The following is a 21,475-nucleotide window of genomic DNA, read 5'->3' as shown; positions in this document are numbered from 1 at the left end:
TAACAACGATAACGGTGTCAAATGAGCCTAATGCTATAGCGCCAATTCGCTATGGGCAAAGTCTGGTTTACGTTCGGTTTATTTGAGGGGGGGTATAATACCGCCCGAAGCGTCGCTTAGGGTACGGTTAAATCCTTATACTGCGCGGCGTACCCCTCATTTTTACTTACCGGAGGCTTTATGGATCCCGATCCCACACCTCTCCTGAACGGGAGAAGACGTTCTTTCCGGTAAGCCAGCCCGTTGCTGACTCACCGGTGATGTGAGGCAGCAGCGTCATACACGTTCCTGCTTGAAAAATTGAGTGCCGCTCAGGTACGGCATTGCCACGCCTGAAGGAAAAGCTGCGTCCGCGCTTGCGGATGCGGAGGAATGACTATGTTTAAAAATATCACCCGGCAGCTGCAGGCCCTGCTGAGCCGCCACCTGCCACACCGTCTTGTTCAGCGCGACCCGCTGCCCACGGCCAAAAACATGGCGGGCGCCGCGATCCCCGCGTCCCTGACCGAACGCTGCCTGAACGTGGCGGCGATGGATGAAAACGAAGTCTGGCGCGCGTTTGGTGGTCATCCGGAAGGGCTGAACGCGGCAGAAGTGGAAAAAATCCGCGCCGTGCACGGAGATAATCAGATCCCGGCGCAAAAGCCGTCTCCGTGGTGGGTGCATCTGTGGCTCTGCTACCGCAACCCGTTTAATTTACTGCTGACGGTACTTGGCGCGATCTCTTACGCCACTGAAGATCTGTTTGCCGCAGGCGTGATCGCCCTGATGGTGGGGATCTCCACGCTGCTGAACTTTATCCAGGAGGCCCGCTCCACCAAAGCGGCGGACGCCCTGAAGGCGATGGTCAGCAACACCGCAACCGTCTCGCGCGTGATCAACGATCTCGGTGAAAACGCCTGGGTGGAGCTGCCTATCGACCAGCTGGTGCCGGGCGATCTGGTGAAGCTGGCCGCGGGGGATATGATCCCGGCGGATTTACGCATCATCCAGGCACGGGATCTGTTCGTGGCCCAGGCCTCCCTGACCGGGGAATCCCTGCCGGTTGAAAAGGTGGCGCGCAGCCGCGACCCGCAGCAGATGAACCCGCTTGAGTGCGACACCCTGTGCTTTATGGGCACCACGGTGGTCAGCGGTACGGCGCAGGCGATCGTCACCGCCACCGGAGGCAACACCTGGTTTGGTCAGCTTGCCGGGCGCGTCAGCGAGCAGGAGAGCGAACCGAATGCTTTCCAGAAAGGGATTGGCCGCGTCAGCATGCTGCTGATCCGCTTTATGATGGTGATGACGCCGATCGTGCTGCTGATCAACGGCTACACCAAAGGCGACTGGTGGGAAGCGGCGCTGTTTGCGCTCTCCGTGGCCGTTGGCTTAACCCCGGAAATGCTGCCGATGATCGTCACCTCCACGCTGGCGCGCGGGGCGGTGAAGCTCTCTAAACAGAAAGTGATCGTCAAACACCTCGACGCCATTCAGAACTTTGGCGCGATGGACATTCTCTGCACCGATAAAACCGGCACCCTGACGCAGGACAAAATCGTGCTGGAGAACCACACCGATATTTCCGGCAAAACCAGCGAGCGCGTGCTGCACAGCGCCTGGCTGAACAGCCACTACCAGACCGGGCTGAAAAACCTGCTCGACGTGGCGGTGCTGGAAGGGGTGGACGAGGAGGCTGCCCGCACGCTCTCCGGCCGCTGGCAGAAGGTGGATGAGATCCCGTTCGATTTCGAGCGCCGCCGGATGTCGGTGGTGGTAAGCGAGCAGGCAGATGTCCATCAGCTGATCTGCAAAGGGGCGCTGCAGGAGATCCTGAACGTGTCGACGCAGGTGCGCTATAACGGCGACATCGTGCCGCTGGATGACACCATGCTGCGCCGCATCAGGCGCGTCACCGATAACCTGAACCGACAGGGGCTGCGGGTGGTGGCGGTGGCGAGCAAATTCCTGCCCGCGCGCGAGGGGGACTATCAGCGAATCGACGAATCCGATCTGATCCTCGAGGGTTACATCGCCTTCCTCGATCCGCCGAAAGAGACCACCGCCCCGGCGCTGAAAGCGCTGAAGGCGAGCGGTATCACCGTGAAAATCCTCACCGGCGACAGCGAGCTGGTGGCGGCCAAAGTGTGCCATGAAGTGGGGCTGGACGCGGGTGACGTGGTGGTGGGGAGCGACATTGAACCGCTCTCCGATGACGAGCTGGCTCAGCTTGCCCGGCGCACCACGCTGTTTGCCCGTCTGACGCCGATGCACAAAGAGCGCATTGTTACCCTGTTACGTCGCGAAGGGCACGTGGTGGGCTTTATGGGCGACGGCATCAACGACGCGCCGGCGCTGCGTGCGGCGGATATTGGTATCTCCGTTGACGGGGCGGTGGATATCGCCCGCGAAGCGGCGGATATCATCCTGCTGGAAAAGAGCCTGATGGTGCTGGAAGAGGGCGTCATTGAAGGCCGTCGCACCTTCGCCAACATGCTCAAGTACATCAAGATGACCGCCAGCTCCAACTTCGGTAACGTCTTCAGCGTGCTGGTGGCGAGCGCCTTTCTGCCGTTTCTGCCGATGCTGCCGCTGCATCTGTTGATCCAGAACCTGATGTACGATGTCTCTCAGGTGGCGATCCCGTTTGATAACGTCGACGACGAGCAGATCCAGAAACCGCAGCGCTGGAACCCGGCGGATCTGGGTCGCTTTATGCTGTTCTTTGGCCCCATCAGCTCCATCTTTGACATCCTGACCTTCTGCCTGATGTGGTTTGTGTTCCACGCCAACACCCCGGAACATCAGACCCTGTTCCAGTCCGGCTGGTTCGTGGTGGGACTGCTGTCGCAGACGCTGATTGTGCATATGATCCGCACCCGCCGCATTCCGTTCCTCCAGAGCCATGCCGCGTGGCCGCTGATTGTGATGACGGGGATTGTGATGGCGCTGGGTATCGCACTGCCGTTCTCACCGCTCGCAGGTTACCTGCAGCTGCAGGCGTTGCCGCTGAGCTATTTCCCGTGGCTGGTGGCGATCCTCGCCGGTTATATGGTGCTGACGCAGATGGTGAAAGGGTTCTATGCGCGTCGGTATGGGTGGCAGTAAAAACACACCCTCACCCTAACCCTCTCCCTGAAAGGGAGAGGGGACTATGACCCCCTCGCCCCATTGGGGAGAGGGGATACGTTTCCTCCCAAATTCAATAACCTGTGATCTCCGTCAGCGCATTCGCTTGACGACAAATTGAGCGCATGTTAACAGAATGTTTTGCCTTTATTTGGCCCGTCAGATAAGGAACATTCATGTTACGGTACAGTCTCTTAACCGCCGGGCTGCTGCTCGGCGCGTCGGCGTTTGCCGCCCCGGCAGGCGATCTCCCGTTGATGCCCTGGCCTGCGAAGGTCGAACGCCCAACCACCCAGGGCGCACTGGTGCTGAGCAACAACGTTTCCGTAAGCGTCAGCGGGGACGATCTCGGTGATGCGGTGAACCGTCTGCGTCAGCGTATCGCCCTGCAAACCGGCTGGACGCTCCAGCCGCAGGCTGATAAGCCGGAAAAACCGACCATCCGCATTGCCATTGCCAAAAAAGTGAAGCCGCAGCCGCTGCCGGACAGCGACGAAAGCTATAAGCTGACGGTGGATGCCAACGGGGTGGATATCTCCGCCAACACCCGCTTCGGCGCGCTGCGCGCCATGGAAACCCTGCTTCAGCTGATGCAAAACGGCACGGAAAACACCTCCCTGCCGTGGGTGTCGATTGAGGATTCCCCGCGCTTCCCGTGGCGCGGGCTGCTGCTGGACTCGGCGCGCCACTTTATCCCGCTGCCGGATATTAAACGCCAGATTGACGGCATGGCTGCGGCCAAGCTAAACGTGCTGCACTGGCATCTCACCGACGATCAGGGCTGGCGCTTCAGCTCGACGCGCTATCCCAAACTGACCCGGCTTGCCAGCGATGGCCTGTACTACACTCCGGAACAGATGCGCGAGATTGTGCGTTACGCTACCGAGCGCGGCATCCGCGTGGTGCCGGAAATCGACATGCCGGGCCACGCCTCGGCCATCGCGGTGGCCTACCCGGAGCTGATGAGCGCGCCGGGGCCGTATCAGATGGAGCGCCACTGGGGCGTGCTGAAGCCGGTGCTGGACCCGGCCAAAGAGGCGACTTACACCTTTGCTGAGGCGATGGTCAGCGAACTGGCGGCGATCTTCCCCGATCCATATCTGCATATCGGCGGTGACGAGGTGGACGACAGCCAGTGGAAAGCGAACCCGGCCATTCAGCAGTTTATGCGCGATAAGAAGCTTGCTGACAGCCAGGCGCTGCAGGCTTACTTCAACCGCAGGCTGGAAACGATCCTTGAGAAACATCACCGGCAGATGGTCGGCTGGGACGAGATCTACCATCCCGATCTGCCGAAAAGCATTCTGATCCAGTCCTGGCAGGGGCAGGACGCGCTGGGGCAGGTGGCGCAGAACGGCTATAAAGGGATCCTCTCTACGGGCTTCTATCTCGATCAGCCGCAGTCTACCGCCTACCACTACCGCAACGAGATCGTCCCGCAGGGCTTAAACGGCGTGGATGTCATCGCAGACACCGACAGCGCCCAGAGCTGGGCCTTCTCTATGCCGCGCCTGAAGGGGAAGCCGGTGGAGGGAAGCTTCACGCTGGTGAAAGGGGAAACAGGCTGGCGTGGGTTTATTGATTTTGCCGGCAAATCCCGCCGCGCGGTGCAGGACATTACCTGGCGCGATGACAACCAGGTGACCTTTACCGTCGACACCTGGATGGGGGAAACCCGTCCGGTGGTATCGGTGGATAACGATAAGCTCACCGGCTACTTCCTGGTGGGGAACGTCCGCTATCCGATTAGCGGCACGCGTCTGGACGAGGTCCCTGAAGGGACGCCGCCGGTGGTGCCGGACGCCGCGCATCAGGTTAACCTGCTCGGCGGTGAAGCCGCGCTGTGGGCGGAAAACGTGGTGGCGCCGGTGCTCGATATCCGCCTGTGGCCGCGTACGTTTGCGGTTGCGGAGCGTCTGTGGTCCGCACAGGACGTCAACGACGTCGACAACATGTACACTCGCCTGCAGGCGATGGACAGCTGGTCGACGGTGTCGGTCGGGCTACAACAGCACACCCAGCAGCAGGTGCAGTTCACGCGCCTTGCTGGCAATGCCGACACCCTGCCGCTGCAAATCCTCGCCCAGGCCGTTGAACCGGCGCAGTACTACACCCGGCAGCACCTGAAGTTCCAGGCCGGAAACTACCATCAGTTTGAACCGCTCAACCGCTTCGCGGATGCGCTGAACGCCGAAAGCGCCACCGTGCGGCAGATGAACAAATGGGCCGATCGTCTGGTGAGCGACGCGGAAGATGCGGAAAGCGCCGAGGCGCTGCGCCATGTGTTCAACCGCTGGCAGAGCAACACCAGCGACGCGCTGGCATTAAGTGAAAACAGCTATCAGCTGAAGGCGATCAAACCGGTGATTCAGGAGGTCGACAAGCTTGCGTCGATTGGCCTGCGGCTCACCGATCTGGTGGCGCGGCAGGGCACGCTGGACGATAAAGAAATCGCCTCGATTCAGGGCGAGCTGGATAACGCGGCGAAGGTGCAGGACGAGGTGGTGATTGCGGCGGTCTATCCGCTGGAGACGCTACTCAGAGCGACGCGGAATCAATAGCAAAAATACGCCTCTCTCCCCAAAGGGGCTCGATCGATTCCCTCTCCCCTTTGGGGAGAGGGTTAGGGTGAGGGGACTAGTGCTTCAGAACCCACGCCTCTTTCCAGTGTGAACCTGTGCCCGGCTCAAACTGGGTCGCATACTTGCTCCACTGCACGCAGTAGCCGCTGTACGGGAATGGCTTACACTGGTAGGTCTTACCGTCTTTCGGCTGCAGCACCACGGTACCCGCTTTATACGACGCGATATTGTCCGGGAAGATGTAGTCATGCTGACCGGGGCTGTTGTCCGCCGCCGCGTCATCTTCCAGCATCAGGTTCAGTACATCCTGCGCAAACAGCGTGCCGTCCTGATTGGTGGCGTAGTACTTCAGCATGTGATGGCCCGCTTCAACGTCGGTCAGCGTCAGGGTGACGTCCTGATTCGCGTTGTTCATCGCCTGCTTGAGATAGCCTTTTTCCGCGCCGTGATGGTTCATGACGTGGGCTTCGAAATCGACGTTACCGTGGGTGTTCACGTGGAAGGTGATGGTCGCATTGCCGTTCTCGATTTTGCTGTAGTGCAAATTGCTGACGGCGATAGTTTCGTTGACCTCCACCTTCTGCTCTTCGTACGAAATCGCAACGGACTGCAGGGCGCTGCCCTCTTTGACGAATACGCTGTTCGCGCCATGAACCGGGCTAATCTCGCCGCCCTCATCCCTCACGCCAACGCGAATGTCCTGGTGCGCGGTGTTAATTTTCTGCGCCAGATCGTAAGACCACTGGTTAGCATCCCCCTGCGCGACCGTGGCGATCGTCATTTCCGTGCGCAGGGACGTCACTTCACCGTGCGCATCGAAGAAGCGGGCAATGACCTTATCGCCGACGTTCAGGTTATTTCCCGCAATCTGGCCGCTGAGGACTTTGCTCCACTCTGATTCGATGCCGGCACCGTCATCCGGGGTAACATTGCCGCCGTTACCGAAATCAACGTCAATGGCCTGGTAGAAACTGTTCGCGGTATCAGCAATTTCCCAGACGCCATAAATCACCTGATAACCCGTGCGTGCCGGCACATTGCAGGTCATGGCTTTACGCATCGCGGGGGCCTGGCCATTGCCATTCACGGTACAGAACGGGGTTAATTCAAACTGATCGCGGGTCAGGGGTTTATTCGGATCCCAGTTTTGTCTGGTGATGTAGTAACGCCAGTTGGTGGTTTTGTGCGGCGCGGTGTGATACCAGACAAATTCATGCGGGCCGGCGGTCATGGGGCTTTTCGTCCATGCGTTCAGGCTCTGTTTATCCAACTGGGAGTAATTCGCAATTCCCGCGCTGGCAAGCTGGCCGTCAGGCGGCATCGCCCCGGTCGGGAAGCCGGAGGTTTTCTCCACGCTCTGCGGTTCATACTGAACGGAACCGCAATCAATATTTTGCCCAAGCTTACACATATAAGCGCGGCTGGCAGGAGATTCTATATAACCGTGGGCCAGTGCGGAGGAGGCAACGGTCAGGGTCGCCACCGCCAGTGCAATTTTTGATAATTTCATTGTTAGTCCATTAATAATTAATCTGCAGTGCGATGTTATTAATGGCGAGCGGGAAACGTCATGCGGTGGAGAGAGGAAAAATAGCCAAAAAAAATGGACGGCCAACGCCGCCCATGATCTGTTGAACCGCTTAGCGACGTACCGCAATCGCTTCGATTTCAATCTTCACGTCTTTTGGCAGACGGGCCACTTCCACGCAGGAGCGCGCCGGGAAGGTGGCGTTGTGCTCGGTGAAGAAGGCTTCGTAAGTGGCGTTAACGGTCGCGAAATCGTTCAGATCTTTCACGAAAACGGTGGTTTTCACAATATCGCCCACTTTCAGGCCTGCAGATTCCACGATAGCCTGCACGTTTTCCAGCGACTGACGCGCCTGTGCCGCTACGTCTTCCGGCACCGCGCCGGTTTTCGGGTTCACCGGGATCTGACCTGAAGTGATGATCATGCTGCCCAGATCAACGCCCTGAACGTAGGGGCCGATAGCCGCGGGTGCATTTTCCGTCGCGAGTACTTTGCTCATGTTTTCTCCAGAATGACAGCGTTAAGAATGTTCCCGGCCATTATAACAGCCGGGATTTCATTACCAACCTCAATTAGTTGGCCAGCACCACATAATGAGAAAACTCTTTTTCGCAGTATTTGCATTTGAGTGCGATGTCATCGGCGCGTTTTTTCACTGCAAAGCTGGAGGACACCGGCTCAGCGTGGCTGATGCAGTTGCTGTTCGGGCAAACCAGCACGCTCTCAATGCGTTCGGGCAGGCTCGGACGGGATTTGCCGACCACTTCATACTCGTCGATGCGGTTGACGGTGGCCTCCGGCGCGTACAGCGACAGCTGGTTGACCTGCTCGTCGGTCAGGAAAGTGTTCTCAATCTTGATCAGATCTTTGCGGCCCATCTCGCCTGACGGCAGGTTCAGGCCGATGGTGATGCGCTGGTCGGTTTCGGTCAGTTTGAACAGCGTCAGCAGCTTAAAGCCCACCTGCGCAGGGATGTGGTCAATCACGGTGCCACGCTTGATGGCTTCAACCTGGAGTTTGTTATCGTGTGTCATGGTCGTCTCCCCTTACAGAGCTAATTCGCGATTCAGAACCAGTGCCAGTAACGCCTGGCGGGCGAAGATGCCGTTCCCGGCCTGCTGGAAGTACCAGGCGTGCGGCGTTTTATCCACATCTGTGGTGATCTCGTCGATGCGCGGCAGCGGGTGCAGGACCTTCATATTGTCGCGCGCCCCCTCAAGGTCGCTGGCGCGCAGCACAAACTGCGCCTTCACGTTGGCATATTCGGACGGGTCCAGACGCTCTTTCTGCACGCGGGTCATGTACAGAATATCCACGTGGCTCATCACCTCTTCGATGCTCGCATGCAGGCTCCACTGAATGCCTTTTTCGTCCAGCATGTCGAGGATGTACTGCGGCATGGCCAGCGCGTCCGGGGCGATGAAGAAGAAGCGGTTACCGTTAAATTTCGCCAGCGCCTGGGTCAGGGAGTGGACAGTACGGCCATATTTCAGGTCGCCGACCATGGCGATGTTCAGGTTCTCAAGCGTGCCCTGAGTTTCCTGAATGGTGAACAGATCCAGCAGGGTCTGCGTCGGGTGCTGGTTGGCACCGTCACCGGCGTTCAGTACCGGAATGCCGCCGGAAAACTCGGTTGCCAGGCGCGCCGCGCCCTCCTGCGGGTGACGCATCACGATCGCGTCCACATAGGTGCTGATTACTGAAATGGTATCCGCCAGAGTTTCGCCTTTCTTACCCAGCGACGTGTTGCTGCTGTCCGAGAAGCCCACCACGCTCGCGCCCAGGCGGTGCATCGAGGTTTCAAAGGAGAGGCGGGTGCGGGTGGAGGCTTCAAAGAAGCAGCTTGCAATCACCTTGTGCTTCAGCAGCTCCGGTTGCGGATTAGCCTTCAGTTTTGCCGCGGTTTCCAGAACCAGTTCCAGCTCTTCGCGGCTGAGGTCGTTTATGGAAATGATGTGTTTTTGATAAAGCGGATTCATGTTTATCTCCTGACGCCGGGCAAAAAAAAGCCCCTCAAATGAGGGGCTCTGGGAATAGATTGAGCAACGGGAAGAAAAACGGCAGGCCAGCGTCTGATTTCAGACGCGGTAAGACGTTGTGTCGTACACGCTTGACCATGCTTCCTCCCGGCAAATTGTGGGGCATTATACGCAGCTCGCTTTGCGGATCAAGCGATTTAATGCACGCTTTACTCAATGCAAACGGTTCTTTGTGAATATTAATTCGTTCTGAGTAAATAATTAATTTGCTTATGCACCAGCGCGGTGCGCTTCACCACCCGGGGGGCGACCCAGACGATACTGCTGCCGGCCACCACGCCTAAAATTTCCGGAAGCTGGTGATAATCCAGAATGCGCGCCACCGCGCGGCCATATCCGGCCACGGTGTGCACAAGGATAAATTCGCTATTATGCTCGACGCTCACCACCATTTCCGAAACGGTGCGTGCGGCGTCGGGAGCAGGGCGCAGTTGAGGATTCAACGAATAAATCTTTAGCCCTTTAGCATTTCGAATTTTTATGACTCCGAGCAACTTCAGCAGACGCGAAACGGTCGACTGGCTGATGCTGTCAAACCCTCTCTCCTGCAGGTCGCGGCGGATCTCTTCCTGGGAGATATAGCTCTTTTCTGCAATCAGGCGCTGACAGACCGTCAACTGGAGTTGTTCTTTTGGAGAGTAATCACCATATTCCGTCATAACTATTTCCCATGTAAGTGGCTGAAACAAAACGCCCGGTGGCGCTACGCTTACCGGGCCTACAACGTCAACACATCACAACACCGCCCCCAGGCTTAACGCCACCATAATCACCACCGTCAGGATCGCCAGCAGCGGCGCCACCCATTTCAGGTAACGCACGTAAGGCACCCGGGCGATAGCCAGACCGCCCATCACCACGGCTGAGGTTGGCGTGACGAGGTTTACGATGCCGGAGGCAGACTGGTAAGCCGTCACCACCAGGTCGCGGTTGACGTTAGCGAAATCGGCCAGCGGTGCCATGATCGGCATCGTCAGAACGGCCAGGCCGGATGAAGAAGGCACAAGAAATGACAACACGACCTCCAGCCAGTACATCACGTTGATAAACGCCACCGTGGACAACCCGCTGACCAGCCCTTCCGCGCTGTGCAAAATGGTGTGGGTAATCATGCCCTTATCCATGATGACTACGATACCGCGCGCAATGCCGATAATCAGCGCGACGCCCAGCAAATCTCGTGCGCCGTTGATAAACGTCGAGGTCAGCTCCTCTTCGCTCATGCGGGCGATAAGCCCCACGATGATGGCGCTGGCGAGAAACACCGCCGAGATCTCCGCCATCCACCAGCCCAGCACCGCCACGCCGTAAATCATCACCGCGAAGGCGAGGGCAAAAATAACGAGGATGATTTTGCGCACCGGGGTAAATTCCAGCGACTGCTCCCCTTTGTTGCCGAGGAAATGGGCGCGGTTCTCCTCCTGCTTGTCGGCGACGATCGACAGCGACGGGTCCTGACGCACCTTACGGGCGTAATGCATCACCCATGCCACGCAGATGACCCAGCCAATCACCAGCAGCGCGATGCGCAACATGATGCCGTTGGTGAAGGGGATCCCGGCGGCGTTGGCAGCGATCACCGTCGCAAACGGGTTAATGGTGGAGCCGAGCGTGCCGATCCCCGCGCCGAGCAGCACGGTGGAGGCGGCGACAACCGGGTCGAACCGGGCGGCCAGCATGACCGGCACCAGCAGGGTGTAGAAGGGCAGCGACTCCTCGGCCATGCCGTAAATCGTGCCGCCTGCGGCAAACAGCGCCATCAGGATCGGGATCATCCACTCTTCGCGTCCGCACAGCCGGGTGGTGACGCGCTCGATCCCAGCGTCAATCGCCCCGGTTTTGGTGACGATCCCGAGAAATCCCCCGATGATCAGAATAAACAGCGCCACGTCGATCGCCCCGGCCTGGCCAGAAACCGGATCGTACAGCCCGGCGATGGGTGCCATCAGGACGGAAACGAGGCCCTGCGGATGGGCCGCCACGTGCGCGTAGGTGCCGGCAACCGGCACTTCTTTGCCTAATGCCTCGTTCATTGCCATCTGGTACTGACCGGCCGGGATGATCCAGCTCAGCGCGGCGACGACGGCAATCAGAAAGAAGAGAATGGTGTAAGCGGAGGGAAACTTGAACTTGCCCATGATGTTCTCCTTAAACCCGGCGCACCCCGCGGCGCGCCGGGCGGTGATTAGTCGCCGAGTGTCGCCACCATGACCGCTTTAATGGTGTGCATGCGGTTCTCAGCTTCGTCGAAGACGATGGAGTTTGGTGATTCAAAGACCTCTTCCGTCACCTCCAGCCCCTTCAGGCCGTAGGCCATCTCGATTTCACGGCCCACTTTGGTGTGCTCGTTGTGGAACGCCGGCAGGCAGTGCATAAACTTGACGTTCGGGTTGCCGGTGGCTTTCATGACGTGCGCGTTGATTTGATACGGCTTCATCAGGCTGACGCGCTCGGCCCAGGCCTCCTTCGGCTCGCCCATGGAGACCCACACATCGGTGTAGAGGAAATCCGCTCCCTTCACGCCCTCTTCCACGTCGTCGGTAAGGGTGATGCGCGCCCCCGTCTCTTTAGCGATGGCGCGGCACTGCTCAACCAGACCTGCTTCCGGCCAGAAGGATTTCGGCGCGACGAGGCGGATATCCATCCCCATTTTGGCCGCACCGACCATCAGCGAGTTGCCCATGTTGTTTCGCGCGTCGCCGAGATAGGCAAAACTCAGCTCCGGCAGGGTTTTACCCGGCGAGTGCTCCAGCATGGTCATCAGGTCAGCGAGGATTTGCGTTGGGTGGAATTCGTCGGTCAGGCCGTTCCACACCGGCACGCCCGCATACTCGCCCAGCTCCTCGACGATGGCCTGCCCATAGCCGCGGTATTCGATGCCGTCATACATGCGGCCTAATACGCGGGCGGTGTCTTTCATCGACTCTTTATGGCCGATCTGCGAGCCGCTTGGGCCGAGGTAGGTGACCTGCGCGCCCTGGTCGAACGCGCCCACTTCAAAGGCGCAGCGGGTGCGGGTGGAGGTTTTTTCAAAGATCAGGGCGATGTTTTTCCCGACCAGGGTTTGCTTCTCGCGCCCGGCTTTTTTGGCGGCCTTCAGCTCAATGGCGAGGTCGATCAGGTACTGGATCTCTGCCGGGGTGTAGTCCAGCAGTTTGAGGAAGTTGCGGTTTTTCAGGTTGATGGTCATGGGTTAATCCCTTTTAAAATGTGTGTTCAGTTACGAATCAACGTGCCTTTCTCGCCCGCCAGGATCTCCGCGCCGTCGGCCAGCGCGCCAATTCCGGCAATCCCGTTGCAGGCTTCAACGAACTCGCGACAGGCGGCCACCTTTGGCCCCATCGATCCGGCGTCGAACTGCATGCCTCTGAGCAGTTCAGGCGTCACCTGCGCCAGCGGGCGTTGGGTCGGTTTGCCCCAGTCGAGGTACACCGCGTCGGCATCGGTGAGGATCAGCAGGGCATCGGCCTCGATCTGGCGCGCCAGCAGAGCGGCGGAGAGGTCTTTGTCGATCACTGCCTCAATCCCGCGATAGCCGTTGGCGTTTTCCACCACCGGCACGCCGCCGCCGCCGTTGCAGATCACCAGGTGGTCGCGCTGGATAAGCGCCGAGATGGCGTCGCGCTCAACGATGCGCTTCGGCTGTGGAGAGGGCACCACGCGGCGGAAATAGCCGCCGTCGGGCCTGAACACCCAGCCTTTCTCCGCGGCCAGCGTTTTTGCCTGCGCTTCGCTGTAGACTGGGCCGATGTACTTGGTCGGGTTGCTGAAGGCCGGGTCGGCGGCGTCCACCTCCACCTGAGTGAGCAGGACGCTCACCTCGCGCTGGGGCAGGCTGTTTTTCAGCGCCTGCTGGAGCATGTAGCCGATCATCCCCTGGCTTTCCGCGCCGAGAACGTCCAGCGGATAAGGGGCAACTTTGTCGTAGGCGCTGTTCTGCAGCGCCAGCAGCCCGACCTGCGGCCCGTTGCCGTGCACCAGCACCACGCGCCACTGCGCCGTCAGCCCGGCGATGGTGCGGGCGGCAAGCTCAATGTTCTGGCGCTGGATGTCGGCCTCTAACGGTTCGCCGCGCCTGAGCAGGGCGTTGCCGCCCAGGGCCACAACCAGAGTGGGTTTTCGTTCCATGATGGCTCCTTAAATTCCGTCGCGTTCCAGCGGGCAGCTCATGCAGCGCGCGCCGCCGCGCCCGCGTCCCAGCTCGTCGCCCGGGATGGGCAGCACGGTGATACCGGCCTTGTCGTACTTCTCGTTGGTCCAGACGTTGCGCTCGTAGCCGATCACCACGCCCGGGCGAATGGTCAGTACGTTATTGGCGTCGTTCCACTGCTCGCGTTCGGCCTCAAAGGCGTCGCCACCGGTGGTGATCAGACGCACCTGGTTAATGCCGAGGGCTTTTTCAATGGCGTGCAGCAGGTCGGTTTCCTGGGTGCGCAGCAGGCCGCCGCGGCCATCCGGGGTGAGCGTCCAGCACTGGGCGTCTTTGCGCACCACTTCCGGGTAGACGGAGAAGGTGTCGACATCGATGTGGGTCATCACGGTGTCGAGGTGCATGCAGGAGCGGTGTTTTGGCAGCTCAACGGCGATCACGCGCTCGGCCTGGCGGTGTTTGAACAGGCTGTTGGCGAGAAACTCCACCCCCTGCGGGGTGGTGCGTTCGGACATGCCGATCAACACCGCGCCGCGGCCAATCACTAATACGTCACCGCCTTCTAAAGTGGCGTGGTCGTAATTAATATTTTCATCGCCGAAATACTTAATAAATTCCCCGTCGGCGAATGCCGGGTGCCAGCGATATATTGCCCGCAGGTTGTTGGTTTCGCGCTGCCGGGCCGGTTTGGCCATCGGGTTAATGGACACGCCGTTATAAATCCAGCACGAAGTATCACGAGTAAATAAATGGTTTGGCAGCGGCTTCATAATAAAATCATTCGCCGTGTGGGTATCGACGACCATATTTTTAATGGCCGCCGGAATTTCACCGTAGGTTAATCCGCCGCTTAATCTGCGCGCCAGTTCGCGGTGCGGCATATCCGCCAGCCAGCCGCGGACGTCGCCGGCAAAGGTGGGGCCGAGGCGATAGTCGGAGATTTGCGTCTCCAATAGCCAGGCTTTCGCCTCTGCGATATCAAGGGTTTGCGTCAGAAGGTCGGTCAACAGCAGGACTTCCACACCCTGCTCGCGCAGCGTGTTTGCGAAAATGTCATGCTCTTCACCCGCCCGTTCAACCGAGAGCACGTCATCGAAAAGCAGCTCCTGGCAATTCGACGGCGTTAACCGTTTCAGACTTAAATTTGGGCGGTGCAGCATAACGCTACGCAATTGACCAATTTCAGAACCGACATAATGCTTTTCCATAATTATTCCTTTAACTGTTTTTCAGAATAAAAAGGGCATGCGCCATATTTGCTTAATTGCATGGCGGCTAAGCTCAATTGATTTCGTGGTCAATAGTAGGCGCTTAAATAAACCGTATTGTGATGTTGCTCACGTGAAATTAGCGATCGGAGGATTTGTTTTCATTTGCATGATTCGCATCAGATAATGATTAATTTGATATTGTTGGCGGGTGAATAGCTAAGCAGGATCCGTTGGCATTATTTGGGTTTGTTATTATTTTGTAGAATTTAATGCTTTGACATAATTTGTTATATGATTGATTTTAAATGATTTAATTATCTAAGTGGAATGACTATGCATAATTATCAATTAACTATTTTTGACTTAAGAAAAATCAATAAATAATTATGGGATTTATTAGCAAATTATTAAAATGATAAAGTGTGAAGCTGCCGCGAGTTTTATGATGAAAGCAGTACGATCAGCAACTTAGCGCCACGGTGTCATTACGCCGCGCTGAGGTTATGCATAACTACTGCATAAATGCCTGCGAGGGATTAACAGCAAATTAACACCGCGCCCGATAAACATGCGCTGGGGCACTTCCCCTCACAAAATGTGATCCAGCTTAAATTTCCCGCACTCCCTCAACCCTTCCCATTTACCTGCGCTTTTTCTGCGTCATAGTATGATCGTTAAATTAATGAACGCTGTTCTATAATGTAGAACAAAATGATTCAGCAAGGAGATCTCATGCCGCAGTCCGCGTTGTTCACGGGGATCATTCCCCCTGTCTCCACCATATTTACCGCCGATGGCCAGCTCGATAAGCCGGGCACCGCCGCGCTGATCGACGATCTGATCGCCGCAGGCGTTGACGGCCTGTTCTTCCTCGGCAGCGGCGGCGAATTTTCCCAGCTCAGCGCCGAAGAGCGTAAAACCATTGCCCGCTTTGCTATCGATCATGTCGATCGTCGCGTGCCGGTGCTGATCGGCACCGGCGGCACCAACGCCCGGGAAACCATTGAACTGAGCCAGCACGCCCAGCAGGCGGGTGCGGACGGCATCGTGGTGATCAACCCCTACTACTGGAAAGTGTCGGAAGCGAATCTGATTCGCTACTTCGAACAGGTGGCCGACAGCGTGACGCTGCCGGTGATCCTCTATAACTTCCCGGCGCTGACCGGGCAGGATCTGACCCCGGCGCTGGTGAAAACCCTGGCCGACTCGCGCAGCAATATTATCGGCATCAAAGACACCATCGACTCTGTCGCCCATCTGCGCAGCATGATCCACACCGTCAAAGCGGCGCATCCGCACTTTACCGTGCTGTGCGGTTACGACGATCATCTCTTTAATACCCTGCTGCTCGGCGGCGACGGGGCGATCTCGGCGAGCGGCAACTTTGCTCCGCAGGTGTCGGTGAATCTGCTGAAAGCCTGGCGGGATAAAGACGTGGCGAAGGCGGCTGAGTATCATCAGACCTTACTGCAAATTCCGCAGATGTATCAGCTGGATACGCCGTTTGTGAACGTGATTAAAGAGGCGATTGTGCTCTGCGGCCGCCCGATTTCCACGCACGTGCTGCCGCCCGCGTCACCGCTGGACGAGCCGCGTAAGGCGCAGCTGAAAACCCTGCTGCAACAGCTCAAGCTCTGCTGAGCCGGACGATAACCATGACCATCGAGAAAATTTTCACCCCGCAGGATGATGCGTTTTATGCGGTGATCACCCATGCGGCGGGGCCGCAGGGCGCGCTGCCGCTGACCCCGCAGATGCTGATGGAATCCCCCAGCGGCAACCTGTTCGGCATGACGCAGAACGCCGGGATGGGCTGGGATGCCAATAAGCTGACCGGTAAAGAGGTGCTGATTATCGGCACCCAGGGCGGCATCCGCGCCGGAGACGGACGCCCGGTCGCGCTGGGCTACCACACCGGGCACTGGGAGATCGGCATGCAGATGCAGGCGGCGGCGAAGGAGATCACCCGCAACGGCGGGATCCCGTTTGCGGCCTTTGTCAGCGATCCGTGTGACGGGCGCTCGCAGGGCACGCACGGCATGTTCGACTCCCTGCCGTACCGCAACGACGCGGCGATCGTGTTTCGCCGCCTGATACGCTCCCTGCCGACGCGCCGGGCGGTGATTGGCGTCGCAACCTGCGACAAAGGGCTGCCCGCCACCATGATCGCCCTGGCCTCGATGCACGACCTGCCGACCATTCTGGTGCCGGGCGGGGCGACGCTGCCGCCGACCGTGGGGGAAGACGCGGGCAAGGTGCAGACCATCGGCGCGCGCTTCGCCAACCATGAACTCTCGTTGCAGGAGGCCGCCGAGCTGGGCTGTCGCGCCTGCGCGTCGCCGGGGGGCGGCTGCCAGTTCCTCGGCACGGCGGGCACCTCGCAGGTGGTCGCGGAAGCGCTGGGTCTGGCGCTGCCGCACTCCGCGCTGGCACCGTCCGGACAGGCAGTGTGGCTGGAGATCGCCCGCCAGTCGGCGCGGGCGGTGAGCGAGCTGGATAACCGCGGCATCACCACGCGCGATATCCTCACCGATAAAGCCATCGAAAACGCGATGGTGATCCACGCGGCGTTCGGCGGCTCGACCAATTTACTGCTGCACATTCCGGCCATCGCCCACGCGGCGGGCTGCACTATTCCGGATGTTGAACACTGGACGCGCATCAACCGTAAGGTGCCGCGCCTGGTGAGCGTGCTGCCCAACGGCCCGGACTACCATCCGACCGTGCGGGCATTCCTCGCCGGCGGCGTGCCGGAGGTGATGCTCCACCTGCGCGATCTCGGGCTGCTGCACCTGGACGCCATGACCGTGACCGGCCAGACGGTAGGTGAGAACCTCGACTGGTGGCAGACGTCCGAGCGACGTAAGCGCTTCCGCCAGTGCCTGCGCGCGCAGGACGGCGTGGAACCGGATGACGTGATCCTGCCGCCGGAGAAGGCAAAAGTGAAAGGGTTGACCTCGACGGTCTGCTTCCCGACGGGCAACATCGCGCCGGAGGGTTCGGTGATCAAGGCCACGGCTATTGATCCGTCTGTAGTGGGTGACGATGGCGTTTACCGCCATACCGGCAGGGCGCGGGTGTTTGTCTCGGAAGCGCAGGCGATTAAGGCCATCAAGCGGGAAGAGATTAAGCAGGGCGATATCATGGTGGTGATCGGCGGCGGCCCGTCCGGCACCGGCATGGAGGAGACCTACCAGCTTACCTCCGCGCTGAAGCATATCTCGTGGGGCAAAACGGTGTCGTTAATCACCGATGCGCGCTTCTCGGGGGTATCGACAGGTGCCTGCTTCGGCCACGTGTCGCCGGAGGCGTTGGCAGGCGGGCCGATTGGCAAGCTGCGCGACAATGACATCATCGAGATTGTGGTCGACCGTCTGACCCTGACGGGCAGCGTCAACTTTATCGGCACGGCAGAAAACCCGCTGACGCCGGAAGAGGGCGCGCGCGAGCTGGCAGTAAGACAGACGCACCCGGACCTGCACGCCCACGACTTTTTGCCGGACGATACCCGTCTGTGGGCGGCACTGCAGTCGGTAAGCGGCGGCACCTGGAAAGGCTGTATTTATGACACCGATAAAATCATTGAGGTAATTAACGCCGGTAAAAAAGCGCTCGGCATTTAATTATTTTTTAGATGAAACCGTCTGCGGAAAATATTCCGCGGACGGTTTTCGCTTGCCTGTAATTTCATAATTTAAACAATAAGTTACGATATATCGTTGGCGTCACAAAAGCAAAATAACGTAATTCGGAAATAAGATATGACCATTGCTGGTTAATTGAACAGCTCATTACACTCCATTAACACGATGTTGTAATTCAGCACACTACATAAGGGTGTAATTCTGATGACGCAATTAACCATGAAAGACAAAATTGGCTACGGGCTCGGTGACACCGCCTGCGGCTTCGTCTGGCAGGCCACGATGTTCCTGCTGGCCTATTTCTACACCGACGTCTTCGGCCTGTCGGCGGGCATTATGGGCACGCTGTTTTTAATCTCCCGCGTGCTGGATGCCGTGACCGACCCGCTGATGGGGCTGCTGGTAGACCGCACCCGCACGCGGCACGGTCAGTTCCGCCCGTTCCTGCTGTGGGGCGCCATCCCGTTTGGCATCGTCTGCGTACTGACCTTCTACACGCCGGACTTTTCCGCGCAGGGAAAAATCATCTATGCCTGCGTGACCTATATTCTCCTGACCCTGGTCTACACCTTCGTTAACGTACCGTACTGCGCCATGCCGGGCGTCATCACCGCCGACCCGAAAGAGCGCCACGCCCTGCAGTCGTGGCGCTTTTTCCTCGCGGCGGCGGGCTCGCTTGCCATCAGCGGCATCGCGCTGCCGCTGGTGAGCATCATCGGCAAAGGGGACGAGCAGGTGGGCTATTTTGGCGCCATGTGCGTGCTGGGCCTGACCGGCGTGGTGCTGCTCTACGTCTGCTTCTTCACCACTAAAGAGCGCTACACCTTTGAGGTGCAGCCGGGCTCGTCGGTGGCGAAAGATCTCAAACTGCTGCTCGGCAACGGCCAGTGGCGCATCATGTGCGCGTTCAAGATGATGGCGACCTGCTCCAACGTGGTGCGCGGCGGGGCGACGCTCTACTTCGTGAAATACGTGATGGATCACCCGGAGATGGCGACCCAGTTTTTACTCTACGGCAGCCTCGCCACCATGTTCGGCTCGCTCTGCTCCTCCCGCCTGCTGGGCCGCTTCGACCGCGTCACCGCCTTTAAGTGGATCATCGTCGCTTACTCGCTGATCAGCCTGCTGATTTTCATCACCCCGGCCGAGCATATCGCGCTGATTTTCGCCCTCAACATCCTGTTCCTGTTTGTCTTTAACACCACCACGCCGCTGCAGTGGCTGATGGCCTCTGACGTGGTGGATTACGAGGAGAGCCGTAGCGGGCGCCGCCTCGACGGGCTGGTGTTCTCCACCTACCTGTTCAGCCTGAAGATTGGCCTGGCGATTGGCGGGGCGGTGGTGGGCTGGATCCTGGCGTACGTCAACTACTCCGCCAGCAGCAGCGTGCAGCCGGTCGAGGTGCTCACCACCATCAAAATTTTGTTCTGCGTGGTGCCGGTGGTGCTCTACGCGGGCATGTTCATCATGCTGTCGTTCTACAAGCTCACCGATGCCCGCGTGGAGGCCATCAGCCAGCAGCTGATCAAGCACCGTGCGGCGCAGGGCGAGGCCGTTCCCGACGCCGCGACAGCCGCATCCCATTAACCGGAGGCACTATGCAAATTACTAATCCCATTCTGACCGGCTTTAACCCGGATCCGTCCCTGTGCCGCCAGGGCGAGGACTACTACATCGCCACCTCGACCTTCGAGTGGTTCCCGGGCGTGCGCATCTACCACTCTCGCGACCTGAAAAACTGGTCGCTGGTCAGCACCCCGCTGGACCGCGTGTCGATGCTGGACATGAAGGGCAACCCGGACTCCGGCGGCATCTGGGCGCCGTGCCTGAGCTACGCCGACGGTAAATTCTGGCTGCTCTATACCGACGTGAAGATTGTCGACTCGCCGTGGAAAAACGGCCGTAACTTCCTCGTCACCGCGCCGTCCATCGAGGGGCCGTGGAGCGACACGATCCCGATGGGTAACGGCGGGTTTGACCCGTCCCTGTTCCACGACGACGATGGCCGCAAGTACTACCTCTACCGCCCGTGGGGGCCGCGCCACCACAGCAACCCGTACAACACCATCGTGCTGCAGGAGTTTGATCCGCAGACCGGCACCCTCTCGCCCGAGCGCAAAACGCTGTTTACCGGCACGCCGCTCTGCTACACCGAGGGCGCGCACCTGTATCGCCATGCGGGATGGTACTACCTGATGGTGGCCGAGGGCGGCACCAGCTACGAGCACGCCGTGGTGGTGCTGCGTTCAAAAAATATCGACGGGCCGTACGAGCTGCACCCGGACGTGACGATGATGACCAGCTGGCACCTGCCGGAGAACCCGCTACAGAAGAGCGGCCACGGCTCGCTGCTGCAGACCCATACCGGAGAATGGTACATGGCCTACCTCACCAGCCGCCCGCTGCGCCTGCCCGGCGTGCCGCTGCTGGCCTCCGGCGGGCGCGGCTACTGTCCGCTGGGGCGCGAGACCGGCATCGCCCGCATTGAATGGCGCGACGGCTGGCCGTATGTGGAAGGCGGCAAGCACGCGCAGCTGACCGTGAAAGGCCCGCAGGTAGCCGAGCAGCCTGCCGCCGTTCAGGGCAACTGGCGGGAGGACTTCGACGCCAGTTCGCTTGACCCGGAACTGCAGACCCTGCGCATTCCGTTCGACGACACCCTCGGTTCGCTCACCGCGCGCCCGGGCTTCTTACGGCTCTACGGCAACGACTCGCTCAACTCGACCTTCACCCAGTCAACCGTGGCGCGCCGCTGGCAGCACTTCACCTTCCGGGCTGAGACGCGAATGCAGTTCTCGCCGGTCCACTTCCAGCAGAGCGCGGGGCTGACCTGCTACTACAACAGCAAAAACTGGAGCTACTGCTTTGTGGACTACGAGGAGGGGCAGGGGAGAACCATCAAAGTTATCCAGCTCGACCACAACGTGCCGTCGTGGCCGCTGCACGAGCAGCCCATTCCGGTGCCGGAGCATGCGGAGAGCGTCTGGCTGCGGGTGGATGTGGATACGCTGGTCTACCGCTACAGCTACTCGTTCGACGGCGAGACGTGGCACGCCGTGCCGGTAACGTATGAGGCATGGAAACTGTCGGACGACTACATTGGCGGGCGCGGCTTCTTCACCGGCGCGTTTGTGGGGCTGCACTGCGAGGATATCAGCGGCGACGGCTGTCACGCGGACTTCGACTACTTCACCTACGAGCCGGCCTAACGGC

General features: G+C 59.2%; 16 protein-coding genes and 1 pseudogene. 7 read left to right on the top strand and 10 right to left on the bottom strand.

The features are described 5' to 3' along the window. Positions 1-378: 378 nt before the first annotated feature. Complete coding sequence (gene mgtA, locus EKN83_RS06830; protein ID WP_088244059.1) at positions 379-3,087, top strand: magnesium-translocating P-type ATPase; 2,709 nt, start codon at positions 379-381, stop codon at positions 3,085-3,087. Between the two features lie 197 nt (positions 3,088-3,284). After that, a complete protein-coding gene (locus EKN83_RS06825) occupies positions 3,285-5,669 on the top strand; it encodes a beta-N-acetylhexosaminidase (protein ID WP_126800565.1) in 2,385 nt (794 codons plus the stop codon). Positions 5,670-5,745: 76 nt separating this feature from the next. Here the strand turns inward: EKN83_RS06825 and gbpA are convergent, their stop codons facing one another. From gbpA to EKN83_RS06800, 5 genes are all read right to left on the bottom strand, one after another. Then, positions 5,746-7,200 (bottom strand): N-acetylglucosamine-binding protein GbpA, encoded by a 1,455-nt coding sequence (gbpA, locus tag EKN83_RS06820; protein WP_126800564.1) that lies wholly within the window; start codon positions 7,198-7,200, stop codon positions 5,746-5,748. Positions 7,201-7,330: 130 nt separating this feature from the next. Next, positions 7,331-7,717, bottom strand: coding sequence for a 2-iminobutanoate/2-iminopropanoate deaminase (ridA, locus tag EKN83_RS06815; protein WP_008501391.1), 387 nt, complete (start codon positions 7,715-7,717; stop codon positions 7,331-7,333). Between the two features lie 73 nt (positions 7,718-7,790). After that, on the bottom strand, positions 7,791-8,252 hold the full coding sequence (gene pyrI, locus EKN83_RS06810) for an aspartate carbamoyltransferase regulatory subunit (protein WP_025759901.1): 462 nt from the start codon (positions 8,250-8,252) through the stop codon (positions 7,791-7,793). 12 nt (positions 8,253-8,264) lie between these two features. Then, positions 8,265-9,197 carry an aspartate carbamoyltransferase gene (gene pyrB / locus EKN83_RS06805; protein ID WP_025759900.1) on the bottom strand — a complete coding sequence of 311 codons (933 nt, stop codon included), beginning with the start codon at positions 9,195-9,197 and terminating at the stop codon, positions 8,265-8,267. Positions 9,198-9,231: 34 nt separating this feature from the next. Further along, positions 9,232-9,336, bottom strand: a complete 105-nt coding sequence (locus EKN83_RS06800; protein ID WP_022646880.1) for a pyrBI operon leader peptide — start codon at positions 9,334-9,336, stop codon at positions 9,232-9,234. Here EKN83_RS06800 and EKN83_RS23670 point away from each other — a divergent pair. Further along, a pseudogene (locus EKN83_RS23670) lies at positions 9,316-9,433 on the top strand (hypothetical protein). The gene EKN83_RS06800 and the pseudogene EKN83_RS23670 overlap by 21 nt on opposite strands. Positions 9,434-9,436: 3 nt before the next feature. On the opposite strand, the gene EKN83_RS06795 reads toward EKN83_RS23670, so the two are convergent. The 5 genes from EKN83_RS06795 to arcA all read right to left on the bottom strand — a co-directional run bounded on the left by EKN83_RS06795 (position 9,437) and on the right by arcA (position 14,615). Beyond that, positions 9,437-9,916 (bottom strand): arginine repressor, encoded by a 480-nt coding sequence (locus EKN83_RS06795; RefSeq protein WP_025759899.1) that lies wholly within the window; start codon positions 9,914-9,916, stop codon positions 9,437-9,439. A gap of 75 nt (positions 9,917-9,991) precedes the next feature. Then, positions 9,992-11,395 carry a YfcC family protein gene (locus EKN83_RS06790; protein ID WP_126800563.1) on the bottom strand — a complete coding sequence of 468 codons (1,404 nt, stop codon included), beginning with the start codon at positions 11,393-11,395 and terminating at the stop codon, positions 9,992-9,994. Positions 11,396-11,442: 47 nt separating this feature from the next. Next, on the bottom strand, positions 11,443-12,447 hold the full coding sequence (argF, locus tag EKN83_RS06785; RefSeq protein ID WP_095449569.1) for an ornithine carbamoyltransferase: 1,005 nt from the start codon (positions 12,445-12,447) through the stop codon (positions 11,443-11,445). A 26-nt stretch (positions 12,448-12,473) separates the two neighbouring features. After that, entirely contained in the window at positions 12,474-13,385 is a 912-nt protein-coding gene (gene arcC / locus EKN83_RS06780) for a carbamate kinase (protein ID WP_126800562.1), read from the bottom strand. Positions 13,386-13,394: 9 nt separating this feature from the next. Next, positions 13,395-14,615, bottom strand: coding sequence for an arginine deiminase (gene arcA, locus EKN83_RS06775; protein WP_050871229.1), 1,221 nt, complete (start codon positions 14,613-14,615; stop codon positions 13,395-13,397). A gap of 735 nt (positions 14,616-15,350) precedes the next feature. Here arcA and yagE point away from each other — a divergent pair. The 4 genes from yagE to EKN83_RS06755 all read left to right on the top strand — a co-directional run bounded on the left by yagE (position 15,351) and on the right by EKN83_RS06755 (position 21,471). Further along, entirely contained in the window at positions 15,351-16,259 is a 909-nt protein-coding gene (gene yagE, locus EKN83_RS06770) for a 2-keto-3-deoxygluconate aldolase (protein ID WP_126800561.1), read from the top strand. Positions 16,260-16,273: 14 nt separating this feature from the next. Further along, on the top strand, positions 16,274-18,241 hold the full coding sequence (gene yagF / locus EKN83_RS06765) for a xylonate dehydratase YagF (protein ID WP_126800560.1): 1,968 nt from the start codon (positions 16,274-16,276) through the stop codon (positions 18,239-18,241). A 225-nt stretch (positions 18,242-18,466) separates the two neighbouring features. Continuing rightward, positions 18,467-19,849, top strand: a complete 1,383-nt coding sequence (locus EKN83_RS06760; protein WP_025759891.1) for an MFS transporter — start codon at positions 18,467-18,469, stop codon at positions 19,847-19,849. An 11-nt stretch (positions 19,850-19,860) separates the two neighbouring features. Further along, positions 19,861-21,471, top strand: a complete 1,611-nt coding sequence (locus EKN83_RS06755; RefSeq protein ID WP_126800559.1) for a glycoside hydrolase family 43 protein — start codon at positions 19,861-19,863, stop codon at positions 21,469-21,471. The last annotated feature ends 4 nt before the right edge of the window (positions 21,472-21,475 follow it).

The organism is Enterobacter sp. WCHEn090032 (genome assembly GCF_003986875.1).
GTDB lineage: Bacteria > Pseudomonadota > Gammaproteobacteria > Enterobacterales > Enterobacteriaceae > Enterobacter > Enterobacter sichuanensis.
The sequence above is the reverse complement of the archived record's forward strand: the minus strand, read 5'-3'. Positions and strand labels throughout refer to the sequence as shown.